Source organism: Shouchella oshimensis, assembly GCF_004375095.1.
Classification (GTDB): domain Bacteria; phylum Bacillota; class Bacilli; order Bacillales; family Bacillaceae_D; genus Shouchella; species Shouchella oshimensis.
The window spans coordinates 268,279-295,110 of the sequence record NZ_SNUX01000002.1; the positions used below are offsets into that span (position 1 = coordinate 268,279).

The following is a 26,832-nucleotide window of genomic DNA, read 5'->3' on the forward strand; positions in this document are numbered from 1 at the left end:
TTCCGCTGTTATCGTGTCAATGGTTAAGGGGGATCATATTTCAATTGAAGTCGTTCATCATGACGGCGCGGTATTAGGTACATTATTTCTTTCCGATGTGCGAAACGCCATTCAATCAGGTCGTGAAGACGATACAGCTGCATCTCTTCTCGACCACCGTCCAGAATTAGTCGCACCCCATCAGTTTGAATCGTTACTTAAAAGTGAGATGTTTGCCATCTTAATGAATTCTCTCTATGACGGTGTCTATGTAACTGATGGGAAGGGCGTAACGTTAAAAGTAAACAAAGCATACGAACGAATAACAGGTATTCCGGCGCAAGCCATTATCGGCATGCATATGCGGGATATGGAGAAAGCCGGCTATATTTCCCGTTCCATCTCTCTTGAAGTGATCAAGCAAAAGAAAGTAGTAACTCGTATGCAGCGTTTAGCAAGTGGTCGAAACGCTATGGTGTCTGGTACGCCGTCTTTTAACGTTCATGGGGAGATTGAATATGTCGTTAGCGTAGTTCGTGACATGACGGACCTTTTGAACATGCAGGCTGAATTAGAAGGCTTAAAGGAACAGCAAGCTGAGCTTGAGCGCTTTGTTGGAAAAGTGGACGGAACACCGATTGTTGCTGAAGATGAAAAGACCGTTGCGTTTTTAGCTACGGCGAAACGTGTCGCCCAAACGACAGCGACTGTCTGCCTCCTTGGTGAAAGTGGTGTCGGAAAAACAAAAGCAGCCGCTTATATTCATGAACATTCGCAACGCAAAGACAAGCCCTTTGTCGTTGTAAATTGTGGAGCTATTAGTGAAACCCTTATTGAAGCTGAATTATTCGGTTATGGACCTGGTGCTTTTACAGGAGCTTTAGCAAAAGGGAAAAAAGGTCTAATTGAAGCTGCCCATGGTGGGACGCTTTTTCTAGACGAGGTAGGGGAGTTACCACAAGGAACACAAGTAAAGCTGTTGAAAGTGCTGGATGAGCATCGATTTACACCAGTTGGTTCAACGACGGAAAAACGGGTAGACGTCCGTCTACTATCGGCAACCCACCAGAATCTTGCTAGTCTAGTGAAAGAAGGGATTATGCGTGAAGATTTCTATTATCGAATAGCGGTCGTACCTCTTGTCATTGAGCCGTTACGTGAACGACCGAAAGAAATTGATCGTTTGGCACGCTTCTTTTTACAAGAATTAAACAGTCGCTATGGAAGAAAGGTTGTATTAGAGTCAGATGCCTTCAAAGCGTTACAAAAAAGACAATGGCCGGGAAATATTCGTGAATTAAAGAATGTCATCGATTATGTTGTCGCTACGAGCCCTACTCCTGTCATTCGTGCAAGTGATTTACCACAACCATTTATTCAAAATGAGAAACAGATGCCGGCGCTTACGCTAAAGGAAGCCGTTTTTCAACTGGAGCAAGCGATGATTACGAAAGCATTGGCTGACCATAGAACGACTCGGAAAGCAGCTGAAGCATTAGGGATAAGCCAAGCGGCGTTAGTAACAAAGCGAAAAAACTATTCATTTGATTAAATTTATAATCGTTTGATTCATATTGTAATCAACATCCCTGTGTAAACCCCTTTATGCACTAAATGATACGTTGGCACGATTTTTGCTTCTATCTATAAAAAGATAGGGGGAAGAAATATGAATCAGCAACAATTTAAAAGCGCTTACAAAATTTGGACAGGGTCAGGTTCTACCAAGCAAGTGAAACATGAAGTTGAGCGATTAAAGATGAAGAAGCCGTTAATCGTTAGTGATCGTATTATTGCAGATGCAGGCTTGTTAGAAGAAGTCTGTGACCATTTGGATACGGTGTCGTATGGTACATTTTTAGAGGTACAACCAGAACCAGCTTTTGCTGTTATTGAAGCATGTAAACGCGTGTTTCTGGAAGGCGATCACGATGGTTTTATTGCAATTGGTGGAGGGAGCGCTATTGATACGGCTAAAGCGGCATCTGTCTATGCAACATATGACGGTGACCTAAGTGATTTTGTTGGAACCGATCTCGTTCCGAAGAAAGGTGCACCACTTATCGCTATTCCTACAACAGCAGGTACAGGCTCAGAAGTCACGAATATTGCGATTTTATCGGACAAAGAAGCACAATTGAAAAAGGGGATTGCAAGTGATTTCTTACTGCCAGATGTAGCCATTGTGTCACCTGAGATGACCCGTACTGCACCACAGCATGTCACAGCAGCAAGTGGCATTGATGCCATGGTTCATGGAATTGAAGCTTACTTATCTGTCAATGCCTCACCACTTACAGATGCGCTCGCCCTTCAATCGATTACCATGATCGCTCGGAGTTTACCGAAAGCATATACAAATGCTCATTTTTTAGAGGCGAGAGAAGAAATGGCAACAGCAAGCTTAATGGCTGGAATGGCGTTCGGAAATGCCGGTGTAGGAGCGGTGCACGCACTAGCCTATCCGCTAGGAGGCCGTTTTAATATGGCGCATGGTGTGAGTAATGCGTTGCTATTACCGTTTGTAATGGAAATGAACAAACCAGCTTGTTTAGAGCGTCTGGGTGATATTGCAACAGCATTAGGCGAGAAAACGACAGGGTTAAGTCTAAATGAAGCTGCGGATCGTGCCATTCTTGCGATGACCCGGTTATGCGCGCAGGTGAATATCCCTGCTAGCTTGAAAGCATTTGATATTGAGAAAAGTGATTTAGAAGCAATGGCAGACGATGCGTCGAAAATTGATCGCCTCTTAAAGAATAACCCACGCCAATTAACGAAAAAGGAAATCTATGAAATTTATCAAGCGGCATATGAAGGACGGATAGCGCGATGAAATGGAGACAACGGCAGTTTGGTCAGGAAACACCGTATCAGCCATTAGGTCCGTTTAAGCTAAGAGTACCTTTCTACCACTACCGTTTTGAATGGCCAGATTATGTGCAGGGACTGCTGATGTGTGCAGTGGATTTAGCCGCCATTCCGTTACTAATGGAACTGCTTGGTATGCCATTTGAAGCAGCCCTTGCTATCGTCATTTTGAATGGACTGTTTTATTTAACCCATCATTTACTTGGCGATCCGGTTGTGCCAGGTTGGATTACACCAGCTATTCCACTTATTATGATTTACGTTTCATCGTTTCCAGAAGATGAACGAGTGCATGCATTAATTGCGTTTCAATTAACGTTAGGGCTCATTTCCATTTTCTTAGGAGCGACAGGGTTAGCAAGTAAAGTGGTTCGTTTTGTCCCTAGTGCAATTAAATCAGGTGTTATTTTAGGAGCAGGAATTATTGCGGTAATGACGATCTTTGAAGTTGGAGGACGTTTTGAATCGTTTCCATGGACCATTTCCATTGCAATCGGGATAGGCTTTTATCTAATGTTTTCAAAGCATTTTCAACGTCTGAAAACACGTGGGGGTGTTTATGGTTTAGTAGGGAAACTAGGAATTTTGCCTATCATTCTTTTAGCCGTTGTGGTAGCTCCATTATTCGGTGAGGCTCCTTGGCCATCAATTGAGTGGGGGTTTTCAAAGCCTGACTTTATCACCCTTTGGAATGAATACACGTTGTTTGGCGTTGGCTTCCCTCCGCTTATGATGTTTTTAACCTGTTTGCCTACTGTATTTGCTGCGTATCTCGTTTTATTTGGCGATATTCTCCAAGCGAAAGCTATCATCAAAGAGGCAGATGAAGTGCGCGAAGATGAAAAAGTAGAGTACAATCCAAACCGTGCTCACCTTATATTTGGTGGGAGAAATAGTTTTATGAGCATTATTGGTCCTGATGTAACGATGGCAGGACCAACGTGGGCGGCAATGCAGGTTGTTATTACAGAGCGATTTAAAGAAGGAAAGAGATCGATGCATTCCATTTTTGGTGGAATGGGTTCATTCCGATTAGGGACGAATACAGGCCTATTATTATTACCAATTGTAAGCTTAGTTGAGCCCATTCTTGGAGTGGCAATGGCGTTAACTTTATTAATTCAGGGATACGTAAGCGTTCGAATTGGGATTTTAGAAGCGAAAAGCCAGCGCGATTTAGGTATTGCTGGCGTGATAGCAGCCATTTTAGCAGTAAAAGGTGCGGCTTGGGCCTTTGCTGCAGGTGTGATCTTATGTTTACTGATTTATGGAAAGCAGTTCTTTAATGGAGAGAACGATGAAACCTTTGTAAAAGATCAAAAAGAAAAAAGGAGTGCGTAACATGAATCGAGCTCTATTTATTAACAATGGAGACGTTTGGACGAATCAAACCATTGAAGTAGAAAATCCAGCCACAAAAGAAATCATTGGTACAATTGCCAAAGCAGGTCGGGAAGAAGCAAAGCAAGCCGTAGATGCGGCAGCTTCTGCACTAAAAGCTTGGAAAAATAAAACTGCCGCTGAACGAAGCGAATATTTACTGAAATGGCACGAATTAATAAGGCGAGATGAAAAGATTCTCGGCGAAGGGATGACCATTGAGCAAGGGAAGCCTTTAACAGAAGCCGTGGGTGAAATTCGGTACGCCAATAGTTTTCTTTCATGGTATGCGGAAGAAGGAAAGCGTATATATGGAGAAACGGTACCTGCAAGCGCGCCAAATAAACGAATACTCGTTCAGAAACAGGCTATTGGTGTAATTGCGGCAATCACTCCATGGAATTTTCCTGCAGCGATGCTCACTCGTAAGTTAGGGCCGGCATTAGCAGCTGGCTGTACCGCTGTCGTCAAGCCTTCAGAATTGACGCCGTTTACTGCTTATCGCCTTGCCGATCTTGCTTTAGAAGCAGGGGTTCCAAAAGGTGTGATTAATGTCATTACAGGAGATGCGGCGGCGATAGGTGAAGTGTGGATGAACGATGATCGGGTTCGTAAAGTGTCGTTTACCGGTTCAACGGCAGTCGGGAAATTATTAATGAGACAGGCTGCGGATACAGTAAAAAAGTTATCCCTTGAGCTTGGAGGACATGCGCCATTTATTGTCACCCAACATGCTGATATTGAAAAAGCAGTAGATGGATTAATGGCTTCCAAATATCGAAACGGTGGCCAAACGTGTGTATGCGCTAATCGTGTGTTCGTACATGAATCCATTAAAGACCTATTTTCAGAGTCATTTATTCAGGCTGTCAAACAGTTGAAGACAGGTAACGGCTTAGCAGACCATTCCATCATCGGTCCCCTTGTCAATCAAAGCGCAGTAGATAAGGTTCAAAACCATCTAAGAGATGCGCAAGAAAAAGGCGCAACCCTTATCTATGGACAAGAACCGGAAGAGACAAATGGTTATTATCAAACGCCAGTTGTCGTTATGGATGCAACTGACGATATGCTCTGTATGAATGAAGAAACGTTTGGCCCGCTTGCGCCAATTACGACGTACCAATCCGTTGATGAAGTTATTCAAAGGGCAAACGCTACCCCTTTTGGTTTAGCCGCATACGTCTACTCAACGAATTTAAGCGAAGCCTTTACTATTTCAGAAGCATTGGAATATGGAATTATCGGCTTAAACGACGGGTTACCATCTGTTGCGCAAGCGCCTTTTGGTGGTGTGAAAGAAAGTGGTCTTGGTCGGGAAGGTGGTCATTGGGGGATTGAAGAGTACCTTGAAGTAAAATATATTTCTATGGAGTTGTAACGATAGCATTTATAATCAGGATGCAACATGATAGAAAAGGAATGTCGCTAGGAAAGTTTTCCTGGCGTCTTTTTTTAGGTTAATCACTTGTATTTCTTACACCGTACATAACCTAACAAAGTGAACGGAGGAAGGAATTGATTCTTTTCTTATAGAACTTAGTGAAAAGGGAACCTGCGTCCAACAGCTGATTTGAATAGAGTAGTGGAATTGTAAGAAAACGAATGATCGTATCTTTCTTGAAATGAAGGAGTTTAAAAATGGAGAAATGGGATTTAATTGACAGAAATCGAACGAAATTAGAGAAACAAATTATGCGTGGAGATCCAATGGAACCCGATGAATTTCATTTAGTTGTACACGTATGTATTTTTAATTCAAAAGGAGACATGCTTATTCAACAGCGGCAACCTTTCAAATATGGATGGCCAAACTTATGGGATATCACATGTGGTGGCAGTGCAGTTGCCGGTGATACTAGTCAGCAGGCTGCTTCGAGAGAGTTATTTGAGGAGTTAGGTATTTCATATGATTTTAAGACCATTCGTCCGCACATTACAATTAATTTTGACCGTGGCTTCGACGATTATTATCTCATTGAACAGGACATTGATTTAACGAAATTGGTGTTACAGAGTGAAGAGGTGAAAGCGGCGAAATGGGCTTCAAAGGAGGAGATTTTAACCCTTATTCAGCTAGGTGAGTTTGTGCCTTATTATGAGGGACTCCTGTCGTTTCTTTTTGAAGGCCGACATCATTATGGCTCCATTCGTTTATAAAAAAAGGGGGTCTTACTATAAATAACAGTACGTACTTAACTCATTATGCCAAAGTCATTGTAAATGTTGGGGTGTGTGTTGAGAAAGGAGACTTGATCAAAATCAATTTTTCCTCAGAACACCTGCCGTTAGTACGAGAAATGACAAAAGAAGCCTACAAGAATGGTGCCCACTATGTCTCCCTTGATTTACGAGATCCGGAAATTGAAAGGAGTCGAGTGAACTATTTGGCAGAGGATTTCCTTGATGAATTTCCTAACACAGAAGTGCAAAACCAACTCAATTATGCAAAGTCCGGTTATTCTATGATTACGATAAAGGCGCCAACGTTTTCGAATCAGAGAGATGAGTCGATCGAAAGAGCTTCAATACTAACGAAAACAAAATCCATGGCTATGAGACCTTGCCAAACGTATGGTATGGAAAATCATAATAAATGGGTAGTTGTGAACGCACCGACGATCGAATGGGCCTTGCACGTCTTTCCGAACCACTCCCAAGAAGAGGCGGTTAAATTGTTATGGGAACTGATCCTCGATGTATCTAAATCGAGTGATCCTACCCCTATACAAGCGTGGAAACAACACGATTCAACATTAAAAAAGCTAGCTGAAAAATTGAACAACTATCAATTTGCTGCGTTACGGTTTGTAAATAAGAAAACCAATCTAACCGTTTCGTTAGTGGAGGATCACGTCTGGTTAGGTGGTTCGGAAACAACAAAAGATGGAAGAACGTTTATGTCTAATATACCTGTTGAAGAAGTTTGGACAATGCCCAATAAACATCATGTGAATGGTTATGCAACAATGACCAAACCCTTCATTTTAGCAGGGCAAGCCATTAATGGGATAAAGTTTTTCTTTGAAAACGGGAAGATAACTAAAATGGACCCTTACAATCAGATCTTACATGAGTTTTTACAAACAGATGAAGGTGCTGGAATGATTGGCGAAGTTGCACTTGTTTCAGCAAATTCAAGTATAGCTAAAACAGGAGTAACTTTTTGGAGTACATTATTAGATGAAAATGCTGCTAGTCATATTGCTTTTGGTCAAGCGTACATCGATACAATTTTAAATGGGTCTCTTAAGACGAAAGAAGAGTTGACAGCTTTAGGGATGAATACCTCTGCCGTTCATGAAGATATGATGATAGGCGATCATTCAATGAATGTTTTTGGTTTATTAGAACAGAAAGAAGTTCTCCTGATGGAAAACGGAGAATGGCGCATTTGAGAGGTTTCGTTAAAATGTTTCGAAGAGTGGGGGACAGAGTGTGGATATAAGTACAAATAGAGTAACCATTCGTACGTTTCAACACGATGATTGGGAAGCGGTTTATCGTTACACCTCTGATGCTGCTACGATGTATTACATGCCTGAAGGTGTACTTTCTAAAGACGAGACAAAACAATTGATTCTAAATAATAGTGGTGACCATGCAAAGAATTTTCCAGTACTCTTAAAGAAAGATCAGGCCCTAATTGGTCATGTCGTGTTCCATGATTATTTTGGTTCTCACACCTTCGAAATAGGATGGGTGTTTCATCCGAATTATCAAAACAAAGGTTATGCATCCGAAGCGGCATATGCCGTTCTGAAATATGGGTTTGAAAACGTAGGTTTACATAGAGTTATAGCTACTTGTCAACCTGAAAACGTGCCGTCCTGGAGAGTGATGGAAAAACTAGGTATGAGAAGAGAAGGTTATTTTAAGAAATGCATCCCGCATGAAAGTGGATGGTGGGATGAATATTACTATGCCATTTTAAAAGAAGAATTTGGTCGGTGCTCACATTCTTAAAAAAGAATAAGGTAGTAGAATTCAAGGAACGAAAGAAATCAATTAAAAATTACAGTAGACAGCTACCTTACGTCACACTCTATTCTTTGAGATAGGAGGTGTGAAAGAATGAAAAATCCATTTGTATTCGGTCGATTAAAAGAAGAAGATCCTAGACGTGAAGCGTTGGAAACTACTATCGAGACAGTCTATGATGAATTGGAAAAGATGACAGCTGATGTGAATGCCACGATTGAACGACTGTAGAAGAAGTTTACCTGTGTAAGGTGGTTAGACAGTTCTGGCATTTTTGTAGTTTTCGTCGCTAAAAAAAGGCTGGGACATAACGAAAAGTAGTAGTTGAAAAGACGAATAGTCTAAAATATGCTGAGTAGCACCGCTACAGGAGAATCCTTCCGCTAATTTTCATATAAACAAACGACGAACGTTCCTATTTTCAGGAATGTTCGTCATTTTGGTCTGTCTATCTACTTTTGTACCAGCCTCTTTGTTGTGATTGATTGTTCATTTAAAGCCTTTTAACAGATGCAGTTCCCATAATACTTTAACAAACGAGGTTGAAACATTCGTGATCATATACACTTTAGTTGTTTAGTTTATTTCTCACCATCGGTTTCCGGGCTTTTTTGTTTTAAAAGCTGAAAGAAGTGAAATAAAACGCCTCTCGATTAGGAAGCTTAAATTGATCTATCTACCCTCGTTGCACAGCACAGGACTCGTCGGCTGATGAATGTGTTATTGATGACGAGCCGTTCGTTCTATACCATCAATGATTACTTTATAGAGCTGTGGCGGCAGGTCGTGTCCCATGCCATCAACCAACAGTAGCTCAGCTCCGGGGATGGCAGAAGCCGTGTCCTCGCCACACGCCGGGTCGATTAAGGGATCATCCATTCCGTGAATGACGAGCACCGGTACTTTTATGGTCGCAAGACGCGGACGACGGTCACCAGCAATAGCCATAGCAGCAATTTGTCGACCGACACTGCCTGGATCGTAGTTACGCTGGACTTCCGCCATAATAGAGTCACGATATGCCTTCTTTTCAAACGGATAGCCGGTGCCAGCGATGCATTTGGCAAAAGAGAGCTTGTGCGCCAAAAATCCTACTTCATCCTCAAATGGATTCGGCGCTGGTTTAGTCATCATCGCCATGATTTCTGGGGAAGTTTGAGGAAGAGCGGGATTACCGGTACTGGACATAATGGAAGTAAGTGATAAAACTCGTTCAGGGTACTCACTGGCAACAATTTGAGCGATCATCCCGCCCATGGATCTGCCAACGAAATGAGCTCGGTCAATGGCTAGGCCGTCGAGCAGTCCAATGGCGTCTTTGGCCATGTCATTGAGAGTGTAAGGGATGTCTGGTCGCTCCCCTGACATGAGAGAAGTCGCCAAGGTGGTAAAGTCCAGTGCTGGATAATGGCTAAAGTGCGTTGAACAGCCTACGTCACGATTATCAAAACGAATAACGCGGAAGCCGCGCTCTGTTAGCATCTGACAGAACGAATCCGTCCAACGAATCATTTGGACTCCAAGACCGGAAATTAAGATAATAGCTTCGTCGTTTTCGTTACCGAAACTGTCATAAGCCAATTCGATAGTGTTTAGTTTTAGAACGTTCATTCTTATATCTCCTTATTTTTATTTGGTTCAGGGAATGCATTAGCAGCTAGTCTTTTAATGTAGTGAACGATGTCAGGTGCCCAATCATCAATGAAGTGATAAAAACAGTCTGAATTTCCAGCATATAGTTCTCGCAAAGCTTCTTCGTATTGATGAGAGTTACCTGCCATAGCTGTCATAAAATGATATGTTGCTTCTTGTGCCTCTCGTATCTTGCTCTGTTCTCCTCCAGCGCGACGAGCCTCATCAACGAGTTTCCGTAATGTTACTGACGCTCCTCCAGGTTGATTCTTTAACCATTCCCAATGCCGCGGCAATAACGTAACCTCACGGGATACAACTCCTAGCTTCGGTCGACCTACTTGCCGGGTAGGTTGATGATTCACTTCCTTATCGGGCAAGTCACCAAACCGTTCTTCTAATCGTTTGTGTACGCTATCAATCTCTCCACGAAAATCAATATCTATCTGCTTTCCGGTGTTGTCGTCAAATATAAGCAACCGCGAAACGTCTATGTCATCTAGAGAATCTTTTACTGTAACAGCAACGTGATGTAATGAGCCACTGGCGAAAAGCTTCATATCCAAAAATGCCGTGCAGTAAACAGACGTTAGGTCTTTCTTCATGCTCTACCTCCTCTATTGAATGTCAACACTAATAATACCCGGGTAAAATAAGAAAGTCAATATTACCCGGGTGAAATCTATTTAACTGTTGTTTATAGGTAATAAAACGGTATAAGAGGAGGGTTATCAATCTGATAGTTTTTAATAAACTACTGTTTTTGTTAGATGCAATGACTTACATTTTCGATTAAGTTAAGCAACGGTGGAGGTTTTGTGCAGCATCATTTAAAACTCTATTTCATGTAATGCTTTTTGAAATAACTGTTAGCAAGTTTGGAAATGCTGTTACCTGCACGCATAGCATACTAGACTGTGAATGAAACCTGTCTTTATTTAACTCGTAAAACGAAGAAGGGGTGAGTTTATGAAGACAAGACTACTGTACAAGCTAGATGATGGTAAAAACACAAGTTTAAAGACAATTGAATCTGATCATCATTTATTTGTACCCATCGAAAAGGATGTTTTACTACTTGAGGGATGGGGTTACGTCATTGGTTCTCGTGAATTGTCGTATAAGGATGATCTGTTAGAAATAACCATACATTGTTATCGAGAATCAAAGAAAAGAATGAAGTAGACAACTAATTTAGAAAGCGTTCAATTCGAACGCCTTTTTTTATCTAGATAAAAGTTGCCTATAGGTCTTAAAACAAGTAGCCCAATAACAGCTAAATAGAACCAATCCCCTTCTTTATTAAAGACAAATCGTACAATAAGTAGACAAACCAAAAGGACGATTACAGCTGAATGGAATAGTACCTTACTCATAGTATGTTCTCCTAAATGATCATTATTTTTCCTTTCATTATAATACCTTTTTCATAAGAGAGAGAGTCATTGATAAATGAAACTCCTCTGCTAATCCTGTATAATGTGGAAAAAAGGGGAGGGTCTTTATGGTAGTGAAGGAAGCAACATTAGAAGATTTAGAAGGAATTGCGCAATTATTTAATGAGTATAGAAAATTTTATCATCAAGAAGATCACTTGGACGGGGCCCGAGAGTACGTGCATGCTCGATTAGATAAAGGTGATTCGGTCCTTTTTATGGTGAAGGAGGATAACGCTTACTTAGGATTCACCCAGCTTTATCCGACATTTTCATCTATTTCAATGGCGAAAGCGTGGATTTTAAATGATTTATATGTACATAAGAATGCAAGAGGAAAAGGTGTAGCAGAAGCTCTTCTTGAAGAGGCAAAAGCCTATGCATTAGAAACAAGTGCAGTGAGTATCGCGCTTAGCACGGCACCTGACAATTTCCCTGCACAACGGTTGTATGAAAAACATGGCTATAAACGGGATGAGCAGTTTTATCATTATGAGTTAGGACTAGTGTGAGGGGGAGAACATGGCAGACCTTATTATCCTGTTTGGGCCTCAAGCTGTTGGGAAAATGACGGTTGGCGAAGCATTAGCAGAAAAAACGGGCATGAAGTTGTTTCACAATCACATGACAATTGATGCCGTTGCTCCTGTTCTTGGTTTTACAGATGAAACGTGGCGACTCGTGAATCAATTTCGGAGGGAAATCTTTCAAGCCGCTGCTAAAAGCGATCTGAAGGGTGTAATCTTCACCTATGTATGGGCGTTTGATTTGCAGAAAGATTGGGATTATGTTGCAGACATCTCTGCTATCTTTGAGGAGCAGGGAGGACGTGTGTACTTTGTTGAGCTGGAAGCATCGTTAGAGGAGCGCTTAGTACGAAATAAAAGTGAACACCGTCTTGAAAAGAAACCAACAAAGCGAGACATCGTTTTTTCGGAGAATGAACTAAAAGAAACAGCCGAAAGCCATCGCTTAAACTCAAAAGAGGGCGAGTTAAACAAAAAGCAGTACGTACGGATCAATAATACATCATTATATCCAAATGAAGTGGCTCAACACATACAAGATGTCTTTCATTTTCACTAAAAAGGAGAGCGTATTATGGCATTTACAGACATTATAACCACTCAAAATGAATTTGAGGCTTTTTGTGAAGAAGTTGGAAAGCCAAGCGAGATGGCAGCAAATAAAGTGATTTCCTATTTAGATGAACAATGTGTAGCGTTTATCCAAGCCTCTCCATTTCTAACGATGGCATCCTCTAATAAAAAGGGTGAATGCGATGTGACACCTAGAGGAGATGAAAGGGGCTTTGTTCATGTGATCGATGCGCATCATTTGTTCATTCCTGAAAGGCCTGGAAATAAGCGCATGGATTCTGCTCACAATATGATTGAAAACCCTCATGTTGGTTTAATTTTCTTCATTCCTGGATTAGGAGAAACGTTGCGTGTGAATGGGGATGCTTTCATTTGCCGTGACCCGAGCTTGCTTAAGGCATGCGTGGCAAAAGGAAAAACACCACACTTTGGTGTGCTCGTTCGTGTGAACGAGTGCTATGTTCATTGTGCAAAAGCGTTTCTTCGTTCTGGTCTATGGAAGCCTGAGACGTGGGCTGAGAAAGGGGAGCGTCCTTCACCTGCAAGGATGTTACAGGCTCATGTGAGCGTCGGTCAAAAATCGGAGCAGGACATTGAACGATCGTTAGAAGAAAGCTACACAAAACGTCTTTATTAATGGGTGAATAGAAATGAGGGAATACAATGATTCGCCAAGCAGTTGGAGCCATCATTCATCAAGGCGATTCTTACATTGTCGTGTGTAAGTCGTGGCAGCATACGATAAATGGGGAAGTGAAGATTGACGATGAGTGGGATATCGTAAAAGGTGGGGTTGAAAAAAGCGATCCATCGTTGGAAGCGGCTATTTTGCGAGAGCTTTATGAAGAGACAGGGTCAACTGCTTTCACGATCTGTAACAAGTTTGATGCCCAGCTACACTTTTCATTTCCTCCTGATATGCAAGAAAAAATTGGCTACAATGCGCAAGAAACAACGATTTTTAAAGTTGAGTTTACAGGGAATGTAGACCACCTTAAGCCGATAGATGGGGAAATTAGTGGGATCCAGCTCGTTCATAAAAGTGAATTTTTAACGTACCTTAGTCATGAAGAAATGAGGCAATATGTAAAAGAAAACATCCTTAATCTCGTTTAAGAAAATAGCGTTTTCTGATGAAAATAAAGAGTAATATGAAAGCAACAACGAGACTTCCATATAATAAGACGTTAAGAACAGCATCAACCCAGTATGATCAAGTTTGCTTAAAAACAACGGTTCTTACGATAGTGGTACAAAATAACGGGGAACACCCGTTATTTTTAATGAGGGAATGTGAATGAGGACTCATATTAATGCTTGTCCACTTTCTATTTGCTAAAGCTGGTTCATTAGCTATCACACGTTAGGTAAATCGAATGGTGTTAAAACCCCATTAATGTAAAAACTGCTTGGCTTGCCTTGCTGGTCCTTTTTCATCGTACCACGCAGTTCTCTTAAGAGAAGTCTCCTCAATCCCCGCTACGCCATCGTTATTTTGACATTAAAAAGGGTGTCACTTTCCGTCTCCTTCTTATATCGTTAAGGCGACTCGAAACCCTCGCGCACTATAATAGGATGATGCACCATTATGGTAGACAAAGACATGTCCGAAGCGATAATCACAAAATAGCGCTCCGCCTCGCTTTCTTATATCCGCTGGTGTTTGAACCCAACTCGACGTTTTAGCATCAAATTCACCAAGCTCTTGTAGAGCACGGTATTGGGCTTCTGTAAGTAAAGAAGTGCCCATTGCCTTCACCGTGTCAATAACATTGAGGGCTGGTTTGTTTGCCTTTCTAGCATCGAGGGCGGCTTGATCGTAACAGGCGCTTCTTCTTCCTATAGGGCTTTCTCTTGAACAGTCAACAAAAGTGTAGAGGTCTTGCTTGGCGTCATAAAAAACAACGTCCGGTTCTCCACCGGTCATCTCCATTTCATTTAGTGACCAAAGCGCTTCAGGATGATTCTTTAATCTCTCTTTAACCGTTGTCCATTCAATCGATGGATGACGTTGTTGATTCGCTTTAAAGCGATTTTCTAGTGTACTTAGTAATGCTTGACCATCTTTATCAGAAAGAAAATGGTTTTCCATGTAGGTCACCTCATTTTGGGAAGTCCTTTTTTTATTAGTATAGTAAACTTTAATCCCTTTTAAAAGCTCAAGGAGTACATGGAATCATTTGTGTTTTTGTATTTATGTACGGTATGCTTGATGAAGCGAGGTGATCGTATGAAGAGCGTTTATAACGGTGTAATCGTAATGGGGTTGGCTATTGCCATTTTTTTCTCGTATCAATGGTGGCAAAGCACTCAATCTGTCCAGCCAATGGCAAGTGAGAGTTTACTGGAGGAGGCTCATAGTACCTCACTTAATCATAGAAGTGCCGTTCAAGAAGTTGAAGGCGAACGTCGGGCTTCATCATCAGAACCACAATCCAATGATCAACTCACATACTATTCAACTGGTGAAAACATTGGCAAGTTATCCATTCCTGAGCTAAATAAAACCTATGATACGTTCTGGGGCACAGACGATGCCACGCTCCATCAAGGAGTTGGCATGTATGTTAGTGAATGGACAACAACGCCTGATGAAAAAGGACATACGGTGTTAAGTGGCCACCGGGATACCGTGTTTTCTGAATTGGGTGAATTGGTTATAGGGGATCAACTAATAGTGGAATTTGACGGGATTCAATATGTTTATGAAATTAATGACACGTGGATTACAGATGCAGAGGATCGAACAGTGATTGTGAAAAAAGACGAAGCCACGTTAACGGTTACAACCTGTTATCCATTCCAATACTTAGGTGCAGCGCCGGACCGCTATATTATTCAGTCCCATTTGGTTGCAACCTATGAGATGTAGCACGCCGCAGACGTTTTTCTAAACAAAAAAGCTAAAGCAGCTCCAGCATACTTTAGCTTTTAGGTAACGAAAACCCTTTTCCAATAATTTCAGAGGCGCTTAAGAAGACAACAAACGAATTGGAATCATGGGTTTGAATGAGTTCTTTTAAATAAACGGCTTCAGATTGGTCAACTACACTAAATAATAATGATTTTCTTGCTTTGGAGTAGCCGCCTTCAGACCAGACTTTTGTTACACCGCGGTCGATTTCATTATAAATGAGATCTGTCACTACTTGATCATGCTCCGTGATAATAAGAACAAGCTTTGAATTGGTCGAACGTAAAAGCACGAAGTCAATAACCTTGCTTCCAATAAACAATGCGACCATTGCATAAAGAGCGAGTTCTAAATTAAAGACAATCATTGCAGCAACGACGATGATCCCATCAATAATGAGTTGAGCAAATCCGCTGGAAATATTAAAATACTTCCGCATAATTTGACTAATAATAGTTGTTCCACCGGTTGATCCATTTCCTTTGAAAACAAGTCCTAGCCCGACCCCGAAAAGAATGCCTCCATAAACAGAGGCTAGAAATGGATCAGTAACAGAAAATGTCTTAAAGGATGTAAGCCATATAAAGACAGGTAATATGAAGGTACCGACAAGTGTTTTTGCACTAAAGCTTTTACCGAGTATCAAGTAACCGACAAAGAAAAGAGGTACATTAATAATCAGCTGTACCACCGCAGGTGTAAAGCCATATAAGTCGTTTAAAATAATGCTAATACCACTTACTCCTCCAGCGGCCAAACTGGCTGGAAGCATAAAAAGATTAAATGCTAAGGCGACAATAAATGTACCGAGAATAATTAACGAATAGGATCGTAGTTCCGAAACTTGTTTCATAAAAACAAACCTCAATTCTATTTACTCATAAATAATGAGTGCATTCACCAATTTCTAAATATATAGGAATGAAGGAGATCATTCAATATCCTTTTTAGATTTCGTACGTTTTGTTACGATTATCCGTCAATTTACTGCAAAATTGATAAGAAATGTGGTTTTCAACTGTTGCTACCTATCATTTTTATAATGAGTGTGGTTCAATGATAGTAAAAAAATGATACAGATGAAGGAGCAGATAAATTTGGTACGCATTCACATTGTCGCACCTTATTCTGCGATGGTTTCCGTTTTGAGCGAGTGTATTCCGCTTTTTCCATCTGCTGACATTACGTATTCTGTTGGAGATTTACAAAGAGGGCTAGAGATTGCGTTGGAGAAACAAGAAGATGGAATTGATCTTATTATTAGTCGAGGAGGCACAGCCAAGCTAATTAAAAAAGCGGTGTCTATTCCGGTTATTGATATTCAACTTTCTGGATATGATTTAACAAGATCGTTAACGCTGGCAAGTAAATTAAATGAAAAAACAGCTGTTGTAGGCTTTCAGAACATTACAGCAGGAGCGGCGGCAATTATTAAACTGTTGCATTTGCCAATCAATGTCTATACGATTCATTCAGCAAATGAAGTTACTTCGCTCTTACTTAAACTGAAGCAGGCAGGTTATAGCCATATATTAGGGGATGTCATTACCATTAATACATCTCATGAGGTTGGATTGAAAGGGATGTTGCTTCAATCAGGAAGAGAATCAGTAGCTCGAGCGATTGAAGAAGCAATTTACTTAATACAAACCTTGAAGAAGCAAACAATTATTAATCATGTAATGAAATCATTGCTTATTGAGGAACATCGCAACATTGTTATGTTTGATGAAGACGAGACTTTGTTGTACAAGCATTTTCAAGATTTTCGTGACCCACTAGAAGAATCGGAATGGTCACTGTTACACAAAAGTCTTGCTATTAATGAATCAATTAAAGAGTTTTATACAAAAGACCAAGGACGTCTTCAAGTAAGAGGAATGTTACTAGATAAACGGTATAAAGTGTATGTGTTAAGTCACTTGCATCCTGTTTTAAACTTAAAAGGTGTAACAGAAAAAACGATTATGAAAAAGGAACCTGTTGCAATGTCATCGATTCCATCTGCCAATCGGTTTAGGCTATTACAGCATCTATTTAAGAAAAATGAAGCGGTAGTTATTTCAGGTGAACGGGGTACAGGGAAAACGTTCCTCACGAGGCAGCTTCATATACTTGAAAATAGAGAAGAGCCATACGTGGAAATTGATGCCGATGTGTTTTCTTTACACGATTTAGAGCACTTGCTTACAAAGAAACCAAGAACTATCGTGTTAAATCAATTTTCGATAGATGAACACCAGGACCTCTTGTCTGCATGTTTACAGAAAAGAAAAGCTACTTCCTTTCAATTGATTCTGCACACTTCAGTTAGGTGGGATGAGGAACAGCTTGAAGCATGGGGGTTAAAACATGTCCACCTGCCGATATTAGCGGATCGTAAAGAGGACATTGGGGATTTAGCAACATTTTTCTTAGCAGATTTCCATCAAATTTATGGAACAAGGCCAGTTGGTATCTCTGAAGAGGCTATCTCTTATTTGGAACATCTGTCTTACAAGCATCACATCAGAACATTACGAGAAGTGATTAAGAATGCAACGATGGATGAAAAAGAGTACCTATTAAGTAAAGAAGTGATTAAATCGGTCGTTGAAACAACCGAGCAAAAACAAACGTTTCCAATAAATGGAACGTTAAAAGAAATGGAAAAAGCGATTATTGCTCAAGTACTACAGGAAGAAAACCAAAATCAAACCCAAGCAGCAAAGCGATTAGGTATCAACCGAGCAACGCTGTGGAGAAAGCTTAAAGATTAAATTCTTTAGGCTTTTTTTTATTCATATAACTGTTGCATTATTAAACGCTTTTTATTTTATGGAATTAATTTTACAAAAATGTGTTGCAATATTGTTCAATATCTTTTATGATGCAAGTAACTTATAAGTGAAAGCGTTTTTAAATAGAGGAGGAGTAACGATATGAAGATTAAAGCTTTTTTGGACCGAGTCCCAGGAGGCATGATGGTTGTCCCGCTATTACTAGCTGCGACAATTAATACATTCTTTCCAAATGCATTAAGAATTGGTGGTTTTACAGAAGCTCTATTCGTTAATAGTTCAGGCGCACTAATTGCTTTGTTTTTATTAATTGCTGGAACACAGATTACATTTAAAACAGCAGGAACATCGGTGAAAAAAGGATTAACACTTCTCTCGTTTAAATGGGGAATTGGAGCAGGTGTCGGCTTACTCGCACTAATCTTAGCGGATTCAAATGGCTTGTTCTTAGGATTAGCGCCAATTGCGATCATCGCAGCAATGACGAATTCAAATGGTGGTTTATATATTGCTCTAGCTGGACAGTACGGAAAAGAAGATGATAAAGCAGCTTATCCATTTTTAGCTTTAAGTGACGGTCCATTCTTAACAATGGTAGCGTTAGCAATCTTCGGAACAATGGGCTTTGCTCAAGGGATGTTTTCTCCACTTGACTTTGTAGCTGTATTGCTCCCGCTTTTAATTGGTATTGCAATCGGTAATATCGATAAAGACATGGGTGAATTTCTTTACAAAGGCAGCGACAAACTCGTTCCATTCTTTGCTTTTTCACTAGGAATGGGGATTAACTTCACAGCGATTATTCAAGGTGGTATTAGTGGAATCTTACTAGGTGTACTAACCGTCTTGCTTACTGGTGGAATTGGTTACTTTATCTTTAAATGGATTGGTTGGAACCCGATTGTTGGAACAGCAGAAGGCTCAACAGCTGGAAACGCAGTAGGTACACCAATGGCAATTGCCACAGCAAACGCATCATTCATGCCGATGGCGGAAATTGCAACGGTACAAGTAGCGGCAAGTGTTGTAACAACCGCGATATTATTACCTGTCTTTATAGGAATACTAGCGCGGCGACTAGAGAAGAAAACCGGTAAGCCTATAAATGAGATAAATGCAACGATGTAGTGGATGATTAAAGGAGAGGAATTATGAATTTAGCAATTATCGCAGACGACTTAACAGGTGCTAATGATAGTGGTGTCCAATTAGCGAAATATGGATTGAAAACATCTGTTTTCTTTAAAGAAGATAAGCGCTATCTTGGTGATAACGATGCCGTTGTTTTTGATACAGATAGTCGTGCCATTCGTGCTGATAAAGCAGAAGACATGGTATCAAGTGTAACAAGGTTCTTATTAAAACAAGGTGTCACCAATATTTATAAAAAGATAGATTCGACTATGCGCGGAAATATTGGGGCAGAACTGTTAGGTTTTCAAAGAGAGTATCAACAGGACTTTATCTTTATTGCACCAGGTTATCCGACGAATGGTCGAACGGTCATAGAGGGATATCATTATTTAAATGGGCGCAAACTAGGGGAAACGGAAATTGCGAATGATCCGGTTACGCCTGTAGTAGAATCCCATCTCCCAACATTAATAGGTGATCAACTTGATACAAAAGTAGGGCTTGTGACAGTATCTGAATTACGAGATACAAGTTTATTTCATGACAAACTTAATCAATTGAAGGAAGATCAAATTGTTTATGTTGTTATTGATTCGGAAATAGATGAAGACTTAAAGCTTCTTTTAAAAGAGATGAAGCGCACGCCATTCAAAATAGGTCTTGTTGGTTCTGCTGGCTTAGCCAACCATCTTCCTGAACATTATGGTTTGGAAAAGACGGAAAATACGTTGGAAATTCCAAATCGGAAGAAATCTGTATTGACGGTTGTTGGAAGTGTAAATGTGCAGTCTCGAAAGCAGTTAAAGCAACTACTGAACAACAAATCGGTAGAAGCGATTGAAGTGGCTTCCCATAAAGCCGTTTCAGACGATGAAACGAGAAGAGCTGAAGTAGAAAGAGTCTATTGTACAGCAAAAAAACTTGCTTTTGAGGGACATGATGTTGTTCTATATTCTGCTGGTGAAAAGAATGACATTGAGCACGCACGCCGGGTAGGTAATTTGAATGGCTATACGTATTCAGAAACAAGCAGCGAAATTGTTCATATGATGGGCGAAATTTCTGCAAGGCTGTTAAGAGCCAAGCTCTTCCAAGGTGTCGTTATGACTGGCGGAGACACAGCGAAGAAAATTTGTGAACATTGGCGTGTAACAGGATTCCAATTGTACGATGAACTTGAAGTAGGGGTACCAATTTCAACTTTCATTGGTGTAAAAGGACTTTTTGCAATAACAAAAGCAGGTGGATTTGGTCAAGAGGATGTCTTGATTCATTCCATCGAAAGGTTAAAGGGTGAGAAAAAATGAGTAAGACGAAACCAATCGTTGGGATTACAATGGGGGATGCAGCTGGGATTGGACCAGAAATCATTGTAAAGGCATTAAGCCATTCCACTGTTTACGAAGAATGCCGTCCGCTCGTTATCGGTGATGCTAAAATCATTGAAAAAGCAGTACGTATCACGGAAGCTTCGGTTAAGGTCAATGTTGTGAGTGAACCAGCACAGGCGCAGTTTAGCCACGGCACGATTGATATGATTGATTTAGATCTGTTGCCAGAAGACACGGCTTTTGGAGAAGTAGCAGCCGTTGTAGGAGATGCAGCTTATCAATATTTAGCGAAAGCCGTATCATTAGCTCAAGCGCATGAAATTAATTCAATTTGTACAGCGCCATTAAATAAAGAGGCTCTTCATAAAGGAGGTCATCTTTATCCAGGTCACACGGAAATTCTCGCAACATTAACAGATACAGAAGACTATTCCATGATGTTGACAACACCTAATCTGCGTGTAATTCACTTAACGACGCATGTTGGCTTAATTAAAGCCATTGAAAGTATTACACCAGAACGAACGTATAAAGTTGTGAAACTTGCACATGAAACATTGAAAAATGCCGGTATTGAGAGTCCGAGAGTAGCGGTATGTGGCATCAATCCTCACGCAGGTGAAAACGGTTTGTTTGGTTACGGAGAAGAGGAAGAGAAATTGCTTCCGGGTATCCAACAAGCACAAAAAGAGGGTATTCATGTAGAAGGACCTTACCCAGCGGACACGCTTTTCTTTAGAGCGGGACGCGGTGACTTTGATATTGTTGTAGCGTGTTATCATGATCAAGGACATGCGCCGATTAAAGTAATGGGGATTGAAGAAGGTGTCAACATTACAGTTGGCTTAAAAGGTGGTATCATTCGTACTTCAGTTGACCACGGAACTGCCTTTGATATTGCTGGCAAAAACATAGCTGATGAAAAAAGCATGATTGTTGCCATTCAATCTGCAAGTGAGCTAGCGCCTATTTGGGAAGAACAGAATTAATGAAAAAAACCTCCATCATTTTGGAGGTTTTTTTCGTAAATGTTAAGCAAATAATATGATTGTAATGGCAGATACCGTAATTAACACAATGGTGATTCGTTTAACGATTGTAGCATTGACCTTTTCAAATAACCGCAATCCCAAGTTGGTGCCAAGGATAACCGCTACTAGACCAATAAGAAAGTATGTAAAGAAAGACGGATAAAAATCTCCATTTACTGCATGAATGGATATCGAAAAGAGGCTTGCTACGGTTGTGACAGCTTGAACACTAACGATATAGGAAAACTTCTTTTGGGGATAAAAAAGTAAAAAATAAAGCACGATAAATGGCCCACCTAATCCAAAGACTCCACCAATTAATCCGGCTGTAAAGCCGAGTCCAATTTGTGATACGTTTTTTCTTCTTGGTGAAAGCTCGACAATGGTATCCATTTTCTTTGCACTTAGTAGTTGATAAATGACAATAAGTAATAACACGACACCAAGCCATATTTTTAAAAAGTCCATATCACCATATGCCGACAGAATGAAGAAGGCGACAAAGCGACCTACGAGGACAACGACGAGAAAGCTTAGAATCTCTTTCCATACCAAATGCTTGTAGTATTTACATGTAACCGTGAGCCCAGAAATAATAAGAAGTGAAATAACGAGTAAAGTCGTTTCTTTAACCGTTAGAAAGAAAGGGAGAATAGCGGTAATAACAAGCCCTAATCCGAGTCCAGTTGCACCCTGTATAAACGCCCCAATAAAAACTGCAAAAAAGATAATAAGAAGTAACATGGTTCCATCACTCATTCCAACATAAGGTGTCTTGATAAAGTAGCTCTTCTCGCATTATAACAAATCTTATTTGTGAAAAGGTAAGCACTGCCGCAAATTGAGTCATTGACATGATGCTACTAACAAGCGAGTGTCTAAAAGAGTAGAGCATGAAAAAAGAGCGACCTCCCAATTTAATGAGGTGTCGCTCTTTGTGTTAATTTCTAATCATATAGTCAAACGCGCCGAGGGAGGCGGTAGCACCTGAGCCCATAGAAATAATAATTTGGTTGTACGCACTGTCTGTACAATCTCCTGCGGCAAACAGTCCAGGTACATTGGTAGAACCGTGCTTATCAACGACAATTTCACCCATGCGATTACGTTCAACGGTTTCGTCTAACCATTCTGTGTTTGGTACGAGACCAATTTGAACGAAAACCCCTTGCAAGGCAACATGATGAATTTCTCCCGTTTCACGATCTTTGTAAGAGATGCCATTTACGTGAGAATCACCTGTAATTTCCGTTGTTTGAGCATTTGGAATGATGGTGACGTTTGGTAGGCTGTGGGCACGATCTTGGAGAACACGATCAGCTTTAAGTTCAGCCGCAAACTCAAGAACCGTAACGTGATTCACAATTCCTGCAAGATCAATGGCCGCTTCAATTCCAGAGTTTCCACCACCAATAACAGCAACGTCCTTACCTTCAAATAAAGGGCCATCGCAGTGTGGGCAGTAAGCCACACCCTTGTTTTTAAATTCTTGTTCACCAGGAACATTGACATTTCGCCAACGAGCACCTGTTGACAAGATCACTGTCTTGGCTTTAAGAACAGCATCATTCTCAAGGGTCACTTCAAACAAGTCTTTCTTTTCTAAGCGCTTTGCCGCTTGAAGATTCATAACGTCTACATTATACGTTTTTACATGTTCTTCTAAACTAGCCGCAAGCTTAGGACCATCTGTTGACGGTACACTAATAAAATTTTCAATGCTTAGTGTATCAAGAACTTGTCCACCAAAGCGTTCTGCTACGATACCAGTACGTATTCCTTTACGAGCCGCATAAATAGCTGCGCTGGAACCAGCCGGACCGCCACCGACTACTAGAACATCAAATGGGTCTTTGCTCGTTAGCTCATCTGCGTCAACGGTAACACCCATTTTTGCAATCATTTCTTCTATTGTCATACGACCGCTACCGAATGGTTGACCGTTCATGAACACAGTAGGAACAGCCATAATTTCTTTTTCTTCCACTTCTTGCTTGAAGGCGGCACCGTCAATCATCGTGTGGGTGATGTTCGGATTTACGACACTCATCATATTCAGCGCTTGAACAACGTCTGGACAGTTATGACAAGATAAGCTGATATAGGATTCAAAATGATGCTCGCCTTCAATGCCTTTCACTTGATCAATAATAGCTTGGTCGACCTTAGGTGGTCGTCCACTCACCTGAAGCAACGCCAAAACAAGCGATGTAAACTCATGACCTAAAGGAACACCGGCGAATACAACGCCGGTGTCCTCTCCAACACGATTTACACTAAAGCTTGGCGTTCTTGGCAGAGCTGCTTTTTCAAGCGTAATTTTCGTAGACATGGCTGACAGTTCGTCGAGTAATTCAACCATTTCTTTTGAAACGTCATCGTCGCCAGCATGTACTTTAATAACAATGTCATTTTCCAGTAACGCCATGTACTGGTTTAATTGTGTTTTAATCTCTGCTGCAAGAGCCATCTTTATAACACTCCTTAGATTTTACCTACTAGATCAAGGCTTGGTGTAAGTGTTTCAGTGCCTTCTTCCCATTTAGCAGGGCATACTTCACCTGGGTTGTTACGTACATATTGTGCTGCTTTGATTTTGTTTACAAGCGTGCTTGCGTCACGACCGATACCATCAGCGTTGATTTCTACTGCTTGAATAACACCTTCTGGATCTAAAATAAATGTTCCGCGATCAGCTAAGCCAGAAGCTTCGTTTAATACTTGGAAGTCACGAGAAATTGCTTGTGACGGATCTCCAATCATTGTGTACGTAATTTTACCAATTTTTTCAGAGCTATCGTGCCAGCCTTTGTGTACGAAGTGCGTGTCTGTAGAAACAGAGTAAACTTCTGCACCTAGAGATTTAAGCTCTTCATATTGATTTTGAAGGTCCTCTAATTCTGTTGGACATACGAAGCTGAAATCAGCAGGATAGAAGCATACAACACTCCACTGACCTTTCATTGATTCGTCTGTAACCTCAACGAATTCACCATTTCTATATGCTTGTGCTGAGAATGGTTGTACTTGTTTACCGATAAGTGACATGAACAATTCCTCCTAATGTTAAATCTAAGCATGTGTGCTTAAATTGTATTAATTCTAATTATGTACTAATTATCGAATAAAGATCTTCGTTTGTCAATGCCTTTCTCGAAAGTTTGACAAACGACACAGAATGTTTCTATTTAGCAATATGAAAGGAGTAGTTAACTGAATTTTTTATTAATAAAATAAATTCCTTCTACGACAGTGTAGTAAGCGCTTACTTTTTAAATGAGAAAAAGCTTATGTAAATGAGAGAAAGTAATAGAAAGAAATCACTGTTTTTTAAATTTAAAACTGTGTTTGTTTTCGTTCGTGATGAAGTTGCACTATCTTTTAAAATGGTTGACCGCCTTAGGAGAAGAGAAATCAGAAGAATGTTTTTTCAAATGTGTATCGCTTTTCTCAATAGGCATAGATAAGGTGAAACGAGGAATATAAAAAAATGAGACTAGGACAAAAGTAGATAGACAGACCAAAATGACGAACATTCCTGAAAATAGGAACGTTCGTCGTTTGTTTTATTTGAAAATGAACGGAAGGAGAACCCGAAGACTCCTGGGGATCAGCACGTGTCTAGAGACTCTGGAGTGGTGGTTTTCCACGGAGGAGGCTGAGGCCGTGTCCCCGGAAAGCGAAGGATTCTCCTGTAGTGGTTCTACGCAGTATATTTTAGACTATTCGTCTTTTCAAATACGACTTTTCGTTATGTCCTAGCCTCGTTTTTAATGGAGGTTGTTTTAAACTTACACATTAAATATGTTGCTTTCGATTTGCTTTAGCTTGATGACGATTAAAAGGAAGTGGATTTGGATGATTTATGACTCTTTGTAAGCCTCCTCGAAAAAGGGTATCCTTCCATTTATCAGGTTGAAAGGGAAGAAAAGGATACAAATAAGGTGTACCGATGGAATGAAGTTTAGCCATTAGGATCAATAAAACCGTCGTTCCTAAAAACAGTCCTGCAAATCCAAAAAAGTGAGCAAGAATGATGAACGATAAGCGCATAAAGAAAATGGGTGAAAGCAGCCCTCTATGGAGAACTGGAAAACTTGATATGTAGCAAATTCCGATAATGACGATGGTGACCGGATGAAATAAATTAACATCAGTTGCCACATCACTAATTAACATCGTTCCGATAAATGTAACGGCAAAGATAACATTACCCGGCAATCGATAGGAACCATCCATGATAACTTGCATGAGTAAAATGACGAATAGCAATTCAATCGTAAAAGGAGCAAGAGTATCATGGGTCTTAATTAATTGTTCATGTAAATCTCTTGGAATGAGGTCTAAATGAAACCGTTCAATAGCCACAATAATAGCTGGAGTAAACGTAGCAATAAAAAAGTACGAATAACGTAATGGTCTTGACCCAAATTTGCCAAAGTCTGATAAATAGTCATCTTGATTTTGGAAAAAATGATAAAAAATACTTGGTGCAAGTAAAGCAAGAGGGGAACCTTCTACTAAAATAACAACTCGACCGGCAGCTAGAGCCATTGCGCACGCATCAGGCCGGTCTATAGACATCGTTCGCGGAAATAATAAACCATCGCCTTCTAACGCATCTGTAGCGAGTTGATTGATAATGGCCTGACTAACATTGATATTGTTTAATCGTGCTTTAACTTCTTCAACGATAGCTGGGTTTGATACACCATGAACTGATAGGATGGAGATTTCTTTTTTTGCTTCAGAACCAATAGAAAGGGTTTCTATGACAAGATTAGGGCTTCGGTAATAATTTCTTAACAAATTTAGATTCACTGAAATGTCTTCTGTCAAACCGGAAGCTGGACCTTCGTAAACGCTGCTGCTGAGCGGAACTTCTACACTTCTAACACGCCAATTTGAACAGTTAAATAAATAGCCTTCCTCTTTATTGAACATAAGAAGGGCTCTCCCGTTAACGAGACCATCTACACATTCTTCAACGGTATAAGCAACCGATGGTTCTCCATCTTTAAAGATACTTCCTAATTGATCATATGTAACCGACTGCTTAACGAGCTGTTGAATCGGAGCTAGTAAAAAAGAGTGAATTTTTTGCTCATCCACTGTATTAGGAAGATAGAGGAGCTCAGCATGAATATCTAATCCGATGGTTACAGACAGTGATCGGATCGCATCCTTAGTGTGGAAACGTTGTTGAATAAGGTGCACATTTTGTTTTAAGTGAGCCGTTAATGTCCTCATGCGAATTCGCCCT

General features: G+C 40.5%; 28 protein-coding genes. 19 read left to right on the forward strand and 9 right to left on the reverse strand.

Features of this window, described 5'->3' with window-relative positions; translation table 11 throughout:
• Positions 1–19 precede the first annotated feature (19 nt).
• The 8 genes from E2L03_RS07480 to E2L03_RS20290 all read left to right on the forward strand — a co-directional run bounded on the left by E2L03_RS07480 (position 20) and on the right by E2L03_RS20290 (position 8,442).
• A complete protein-coding gene (locus E2L03_RS07480) occupies positions 20–1,531 on the forward strand; it encodes a sigma-54 interaction domain-containing protein (protein WP_134259169.1) in 1,512 nt (503 codons plus the stop codon).
• Between the two features lie 117 nt (positions 1,532–1,648).
• Complete coding sequence (locus E2L03_RS07485; protein WP_038476258.1) at positions 1,649–2,815, forward strand: iron-containing alcohol dehydrogenase; 1,167 nt, start codon at positions 1,649–1,651, stop codon at positions 2,813–2,815.
• A complete protein-coding gene (locus E2L03_RS07490) occupies positions 2,812–4,191 on the forward strand; it encodes a hypothetical protein (protein WP_134258840.1) in 1,380 nt (459 codons plus the stop codon). Before E2L03_RS07485 ends, E2L03_RS07490 begins: the two co-directional genes overlap by 4 nt.
• 1 nt (position 4,192) lies before the next feature.
• Positions 4,193–5,611: an NAD-dependent succinate-semialdehyde dehydrogenase gene (locus tag E2L03_RS07495; protein WP_134258841.1), complete on the forward strand. Its 1,419-nt coding sequence runs from the start codon at positions 4,193–4,195 to the stop codon at positions 5,609–5,611.
• Positions 5,612–5,871: 260 nt separating this feature from the next.
• The gene (locus tag E2L03_RS07500; protein ID WP_134258842.1) at positions 5,872–6,390 is read left to right on the forward strand and encodes an NUDIX hydrolase; all 519 of its coding nucleotides are present in this window, start codon (positions 5,872–5,874) and stop codon (positions 6,388–6,390) included.
• Positions 6,391–6,407: 17 nt separating this feature from the next.
• On the forward strand, positions 6,408–7,628 hold the full coding sequence (locus tag E2L03_RS07505; protein ID WP_276338663.1) for an aminopeptidase: 1,221 nt from the start codon (positions 6,408–6,410) through the stop codon (positions 7,626–7,628).
• Between the two features lie 40 nt (positions 7,629–7,668).
• A complete protein-coding gene (locus E2L03_RS07510) occupies positions 7,669–8,196 on the forward strand; it encodes a GNAT family N-acetyltransferase (protein ID WP_134258844.1) in 528 nt (175 codons plus the stop codon).
• Positions 8,197–8,304: 108 nt separating this feature from the next.
• Positions 8,305–8,442 (forward strand): hypothetical protein, encoded by a 138-nt coding sequence (locus E2L03_RS20290; RefSeq protein WP_166740217.1) that lies wholly within the window; start codon positions 8,305–8,307, stop codon positions 8,440–8,442.
• A gap of 489 nt (positions 8,443–8,931) precedes the next feature.
• On the opposite strand, the gene E2L03_RS07515 is transcribed toward E2L03_RS20290, so the two are convergent.
• On the reverse strand, positions 8,932–9,822 hold the full coding sequence (locus E2L03_RS07515) for an alpha/beta fold hydrolase (RefSeq protein WP_134258845.1): 891 nt from the start codon (positions 9,820–9,822) through the stop codon (positions 8,932–8,934).
• Positions 9,823–9,824: 2 nt separating this feature from the next.
• The gene (locus tag E2L03_RS07520; protein ID WP_038476279.1) at positions 9,825–10,448 is read right to left on the reverse strand and encodes a DUF2239 family protein; all 624 of its coding nucleotides are present in this window, start codon (positions 10,446–10,448) and stop codon (positions 9,825–9,827) included.
• A gap of 364 nt (positions 10,449–10,812) precedes the next feature.
• Between E2L03_RS07520 and E2L03_RS07525 the strand changes: the two genes are divergently transcribed.
• A complete protein-coding gene (locus E2L03_RS07525) occupies positions 10,813–11,028 on the forward strand; it encodes a hypothetical protein (protein ID WP_134258846.1) in 216 nt (71 codons plus the stop codon).
• Positions 11,029–11,048: 20 nt separating this feature from the next.
• Here E2L03_RS07525 and E2L03_RS20295 read toward each other — a convergent pair whose 3' ends face one another.
• Positions 11,049–11,219 (reverse strand): hypothetical protein, encoded by a 171-nt coding sequence (locus E2L03_RS20295; protein ID WP_160319308.1) that lies wholly within the window; start codon positions 11,217–11,219, stop codon positions 11,049–11,051.
• A 128-nt stretch (positions 11,220–11,347) separates the two neighbouring features.
• On the opposite strand from E2L03_RS20295, the gene E2L03_RS07530 reads away from it, so the two are divergent.
• From E2L03_RS07530 to E2L03_RS20300, 5 genes are read left to right on the forward strand one after another with little or no spacing between them, the layout of a single operon-like run.
• Positions 11,348–11,791, forward strand: coding sequence for a GNAT family N-acetyltransferase (locus E2L03_RS07530; protein ID WP_038476282.1), 444 nt, complete (start codon positions 11,348–11,350; stop codon positions 11,789–11,791).
• Positions 11,792–11,801: 10 nt separating this feature from the next.
• Positions 11,802–12,365 (forward strand): ATP-binding protein, encoded by a 564-nt coding sequence (locus tag E2L03_RS07535; protein ID WP_134258847.1) that lies wholly within the window; start codon positions 11,802–11,804, stop codon positions 12,363–12,365.
• A 15-nt stretch (positions 12,366–12,380) separates the two neighbouring features.
• Positions 12,381–13,016, forward strand: coding sequence for a pyridoxamine 5'-phosphate oxidase family protein (locus E2L03_RS07540; protein ID WP_038476288.1), 636 nt, complete (start codon positions 12,381–12,383; stop codon positions 13,014–13,016).
• A 26-nt stretch (positions 13,017–13,042) separates the two neighbouring features.
• Entirely contained in the window at positions 13,043–13,495 is a 453-nt protein-coding gene (locus E2L03_RS07545) for an NUDIX hydrolase (RefSeq protein ID WP_134258848.1), read from the forward strand.
• A gap of 35 nt (positions 13,496–13,530) precedes the next feature.
• The gene (locus tag E2L03_RS20300; RefSeq protein ID WP_166740218.1) at positions 13,531–13,680 is read left to right on the forward strand and encodes a hypothetical protein; all 150 of its coding nucleotides are present in this window, start codon (positions 13,531–13,533) and stop codon (positions 13,678–13,680) included.
• A 230-nt stretch (positions 13,681–13,910) separates the two neighbouring features.
• Here the strand turns inward: E2L03_RS20300 and E2L03_RS07550 are convergent, their stop codons facing one another.
• A complete protein-coding gene (locus E2L03_RS07550) occupies positions 13,911–14,480 on the reverse strand; it encodes a DUF4256 domain-containing protein (protein WP_134258849.1) in 570 nt (189 codons plus the stop codon).
• 129 nt (positions 14,481–14,609) lie between these two features.
• On the opposite strand from E2L03_RS07550, the gene srtD reads away from it, so the two are divergent.
• On the forward strand, positions 14,610–15,251 hold the full coding sequence (gene srtD / locus E2L03_RS07555) for a class D sortase, LPxTATN-specific (protein ID WP_134258850.1): 642 nt from the start codon (positions 14,610–14,612) through the stop codon (positions 15,249–15,251).
• A gap of 52 nt (positions 15,252–15,303) precedes the next feature.
• Here srtD and E2L03_RS07560 read toward each other — a convergent pair whose 3' ends face one another.
• Entirely contained in the window at positions 15,304–16,146 is an 843-nt protein-coding gene (locus E2L03_RS07560; RefSeq protein WP_038476294.1) for a YitT family protein, read from the reverse strand.
• Positions 16,147–16,390: 244 nt separating this feature from the next.
• Between E2L03_RS07560 and E2L03_RS07565 the strand changes: the two genes are divergently transcribed.
• From E2L03_RS07565 to pdxA, 4 genes are all read left to right on the forward strand, one after another.
• Positions 16,391–18,052 carry a sigma-54-dependent transcriptional regulator gene (locus E2L03_RS07565; protein ID WP_197196487.1) on the forward strand — a complete coding sequence of 554 codons (1,662 nt, stop codon included), beginning with the start codon at positions 16,391–16,393 and terminating at the stop codon, positions 18,050–18,052.
• 162 nt (positions 18,053–18,214) lie between these two features.
• A complete protein-coding gene (locus E2L03_RS07570) occupies positions 18,215–19,201 on the forward strand; it encodes a 2-keto-3-deoxygluconate permease (protein ID WP_038476302.1) in 987 nt (328 codons plus the stop codon).
• A gap of 23 nt (positions 19,202–19,224) precedes the next feature.
• On the forward strand, positions 19,225–20,514 hold the full coding sequence (locus tag E2L03_RS07575) for a four-carbon acid sugar kinase family protein (protein WP_134258852.1): 1,290 nt from the start codon (positions 19,225–19,227) through the stop codon (positions 20,512–20,514).
• A complete protein-coding gene (pdxA, locus tag E2L03_RS07580) occupies positions 20,511–21,527 on the forward strand; it encodes a 4-hydroxythreonine-4-phosphate dehydrogenase PdxA (RefSeq protein ID WP_038476307.1) in 1,017 nt (338 codons plus the stop codon). Before E2L03_RS07575 ends, pdxA begins: the two co-directional genes overlap by 4 nt.
• 42 nt (positions 21,528–21,569) lie before the next feature.
• Here the strand turns inward: pdxA and E2L03_RS07585 are convergent, their stop codons facing one another.
• The 4 genes from E2L03_RS07585 to E2L03_RS07600 form a co-directional block, all read right to left on the reverse strand.
• Entirely contained in the window at positions 21,570–22,328 is a 759-nt protein-coding gene (locus tag E2L03_RS07585) for a sulfite exporter TauE/SafE family protein (RefSeq protein ID WP_134258853.1), read from the reverse strand.
• Positions 22,329–22,509: 181 nt separating this feature from the next.
• The gene (gene ahpF, locus E2L03_RS07590) at positions 22,510–24,039 is read right to left on the reverse strand and encodes an alkyl hydroperoxide reductase subunit F (RefSeq protein ID WP_134258854.1); all 1,530 of its coding nucleotides are present in this window, start codon (positions 24,037–24,039) and stop codon (positions 22,510–22,512) included.
• 14 nt (positions 24,040–24,053) lie between these two features.
• Complete coding sequence (gene ahpC, locus E2L03_RS07595; RefSeq protein WP_038476313.1) at positions 24,054–24,617, reverse strand: alkyl hydroperoxide reductase subunit C; 564 nt, start codon at positions 24,615–24,617, stop codon at positions 24,054–24,056.
• Between the two features lie 750 nt (positions 24,618–25,367).
• A complete protein-coding gene (locus E2L03_RS07600) occupies positions 25,368–26,819 on the reverse strand; it encodes a spore germination protein (protein ID WP_166740220.1) in 1,452 nt (483 codons plus the stop codon).
• Positions 26,820–26,832: the final 13 nt, after the last annotated feature.

What these genes read in the sequence shown, in the direction of transcription:
- srtD (WP_134258850.1), top strand. Translation starts at nt 14,610, where the DNA reads ATGAAGAGCGTTTATAACGGTGTAATCGTAATGGGGTTGGCTATTGCC.
- E2L03_RS07535 (WP_134258847.1), top strand. Translation starts at nt 11,802, where the DNA reads ATGGCAGACCTTATTATCCTGTTTGGGCCTCAAGCTGTTGGGAAAATG.
- E2L03_RS07515 (WP_134258845.1), bottom strand. Translation starts at nt 9,822, where the DNA reads ATGAACGTTCTAAAACTAAACACTATCGAATTGGCTTATGACAGTTTC.
- E2L03_RS07540 (WP_038476288.1), top strand. Translation starts at nt 12,381, where the DNA reads ATGGCATTTACAGACATTATAACCACTCAAAATGAATTTGAGGCTTTT.
- E2L03_RS07575 (WP_134258852.1), top strand. Translation starts at nt 19,225, where the DNA reads ATGAATTTAGCAATTATCGCAGACGACTTAACAGGTGCTAATGATAGT.
- E2L03_RS07485 (WP_038476258.1), top strand. Translation starts at nt 1,649, where the DNA reads ATGAATCAGCAACAATTTAAAAGCGCTTACAAAATTTGGACAGGGTCA.
- E2L03_RS07570 (WP_038476302.1), top strand. Translation starts at nt 18,215, where the DNA reads ATGAAGATTAAAGCTTTTTTGGACCGAGTCCCAGGAGGCATGATGGTT.
- E2L03_RS07480 (WP_134259169.1), top strand. Translation starts at nt 20, where the DNA reads ATGGTTAAGGGGGATCATATTTCAATTGAAGTCGTTCATCATGACGGC.
- E2L03_RS07530 (WP_038476282.1), top strand. Translation starts at nt 11,348, where the DNA reads ATGGTAGTGAAGGAAGCAACATTAGAAGATTTAGAAGGAATTGCGCAA.
- E2L03_RS07585 (WP_134258853.1), bottom strand. Translation starts at nt 22,328, where the DNA reads ATGAGTGATGGAACCATGTTACTTCTTATTATCTTTTTTGCAGTTTTT.
- E2L03_RS07520 (WP_038476279.1), bottom strand. Translation starts at nt 10,448, where the DNA reads ATGAAGAAAGACCTAACGTCTGTTTACTGCACGGCATTTTTGGATATG.
- E2L03_RS07545 (WP_134258848.1), top strand. Translation starts at nt 13,043, where the DNA reads ATGATTCGCCAAGCAGTTGGAGCCATCATTCATCAAGGCGATTCTTAC.
- E2L03_RS20295 (WP_160319308.1), bottom strand. Translation starts at nt 11,219, where the DNA reads ATGAGTAAGGTACTATTCCATTCAGCTGTAATCGTCCTTTTGGTTTGT.
- E2L03_RS20300 (WP_166740218.1), top strand. Translation starts at nt 13,531, where the DNA reads ATGAAAGCAACAACGAGACTTCCATATAATAAGACGTTAAGAACAGCA.
- E2L03_RS07495 (WP_134258841.1), top strand. Translation starts at nt 4,193, where the DNA reads ATGAATCGAGCTCTATTTATTAACAATGGAGACGTTTGGACGAATCAA.
- ahpC (WP_038476313.1), bottom strand. Translation starts at nt 24,617, where the DNA reads ATGTCACTTATCGGTAAACAAGTACAACCATTCTCAGCACAAGCATAT.
- E2L03_RS07560 (WP_038476294.1), bottom strand. Translation starts at nt 16,146, where the DNA reads ATGAAACAAGTTTCGGAACTACGATCCTATTCGTTAATTATTCTCGGT.
- E2L03_RS20290 (WP_166740217.1), top strand. Translation starts at nt 8,305, where the DNA reads ATGAAAAATCCATTTGTATTCGGTCGATTAAAAGAAGAAGATCCTAGA.
- ahpF (WP_134258854.1), bottom strand. Translation starts at nt 24,039, where the DNA reads ATGGCTCTTGCAGCAGAGATTAAAACACAATTAAACCAGTACATGGCG.
- E2L03_RS07500 (WP_134258842.1), top strand. Translation starts at nt 5,872, where the DNA reads ATGGAGAAATGGGATTTAATTGACAGAAATCGAACGAAATTAGAGAAA.
- E2L03_RS07525 (WP_134258846.1), top strand. Translation starts at nt 10,813, where the DNA reads ATGAAGACAAGACTACTGTACAAGCTAGATGATGGTAAAAACACAAGT.
- E2L03_RS07490 (WP_134258840.1), top strand. Translation starts at nt 2,812, where the DNA reads ATGAAATGGAGACAACGGCAGTTTGGTCAGGAAACACCGTATCAGCCA.
- pdxA (WP_038476307.1), top strand. Translation starts at nt 20,511, where the DNA reads ATGAGTAAGACGAAACCAATCGTTGGGATTACAATGGGGGATGCAGCT.
- E2L03_RS07600 (WP_166740220.1), bottom strand. Translation starts at nt 26,819, where the DNA reads ATGAGGACATTAACGGCTCACTTAAAACAAAATGTGCACCTTATTCAA.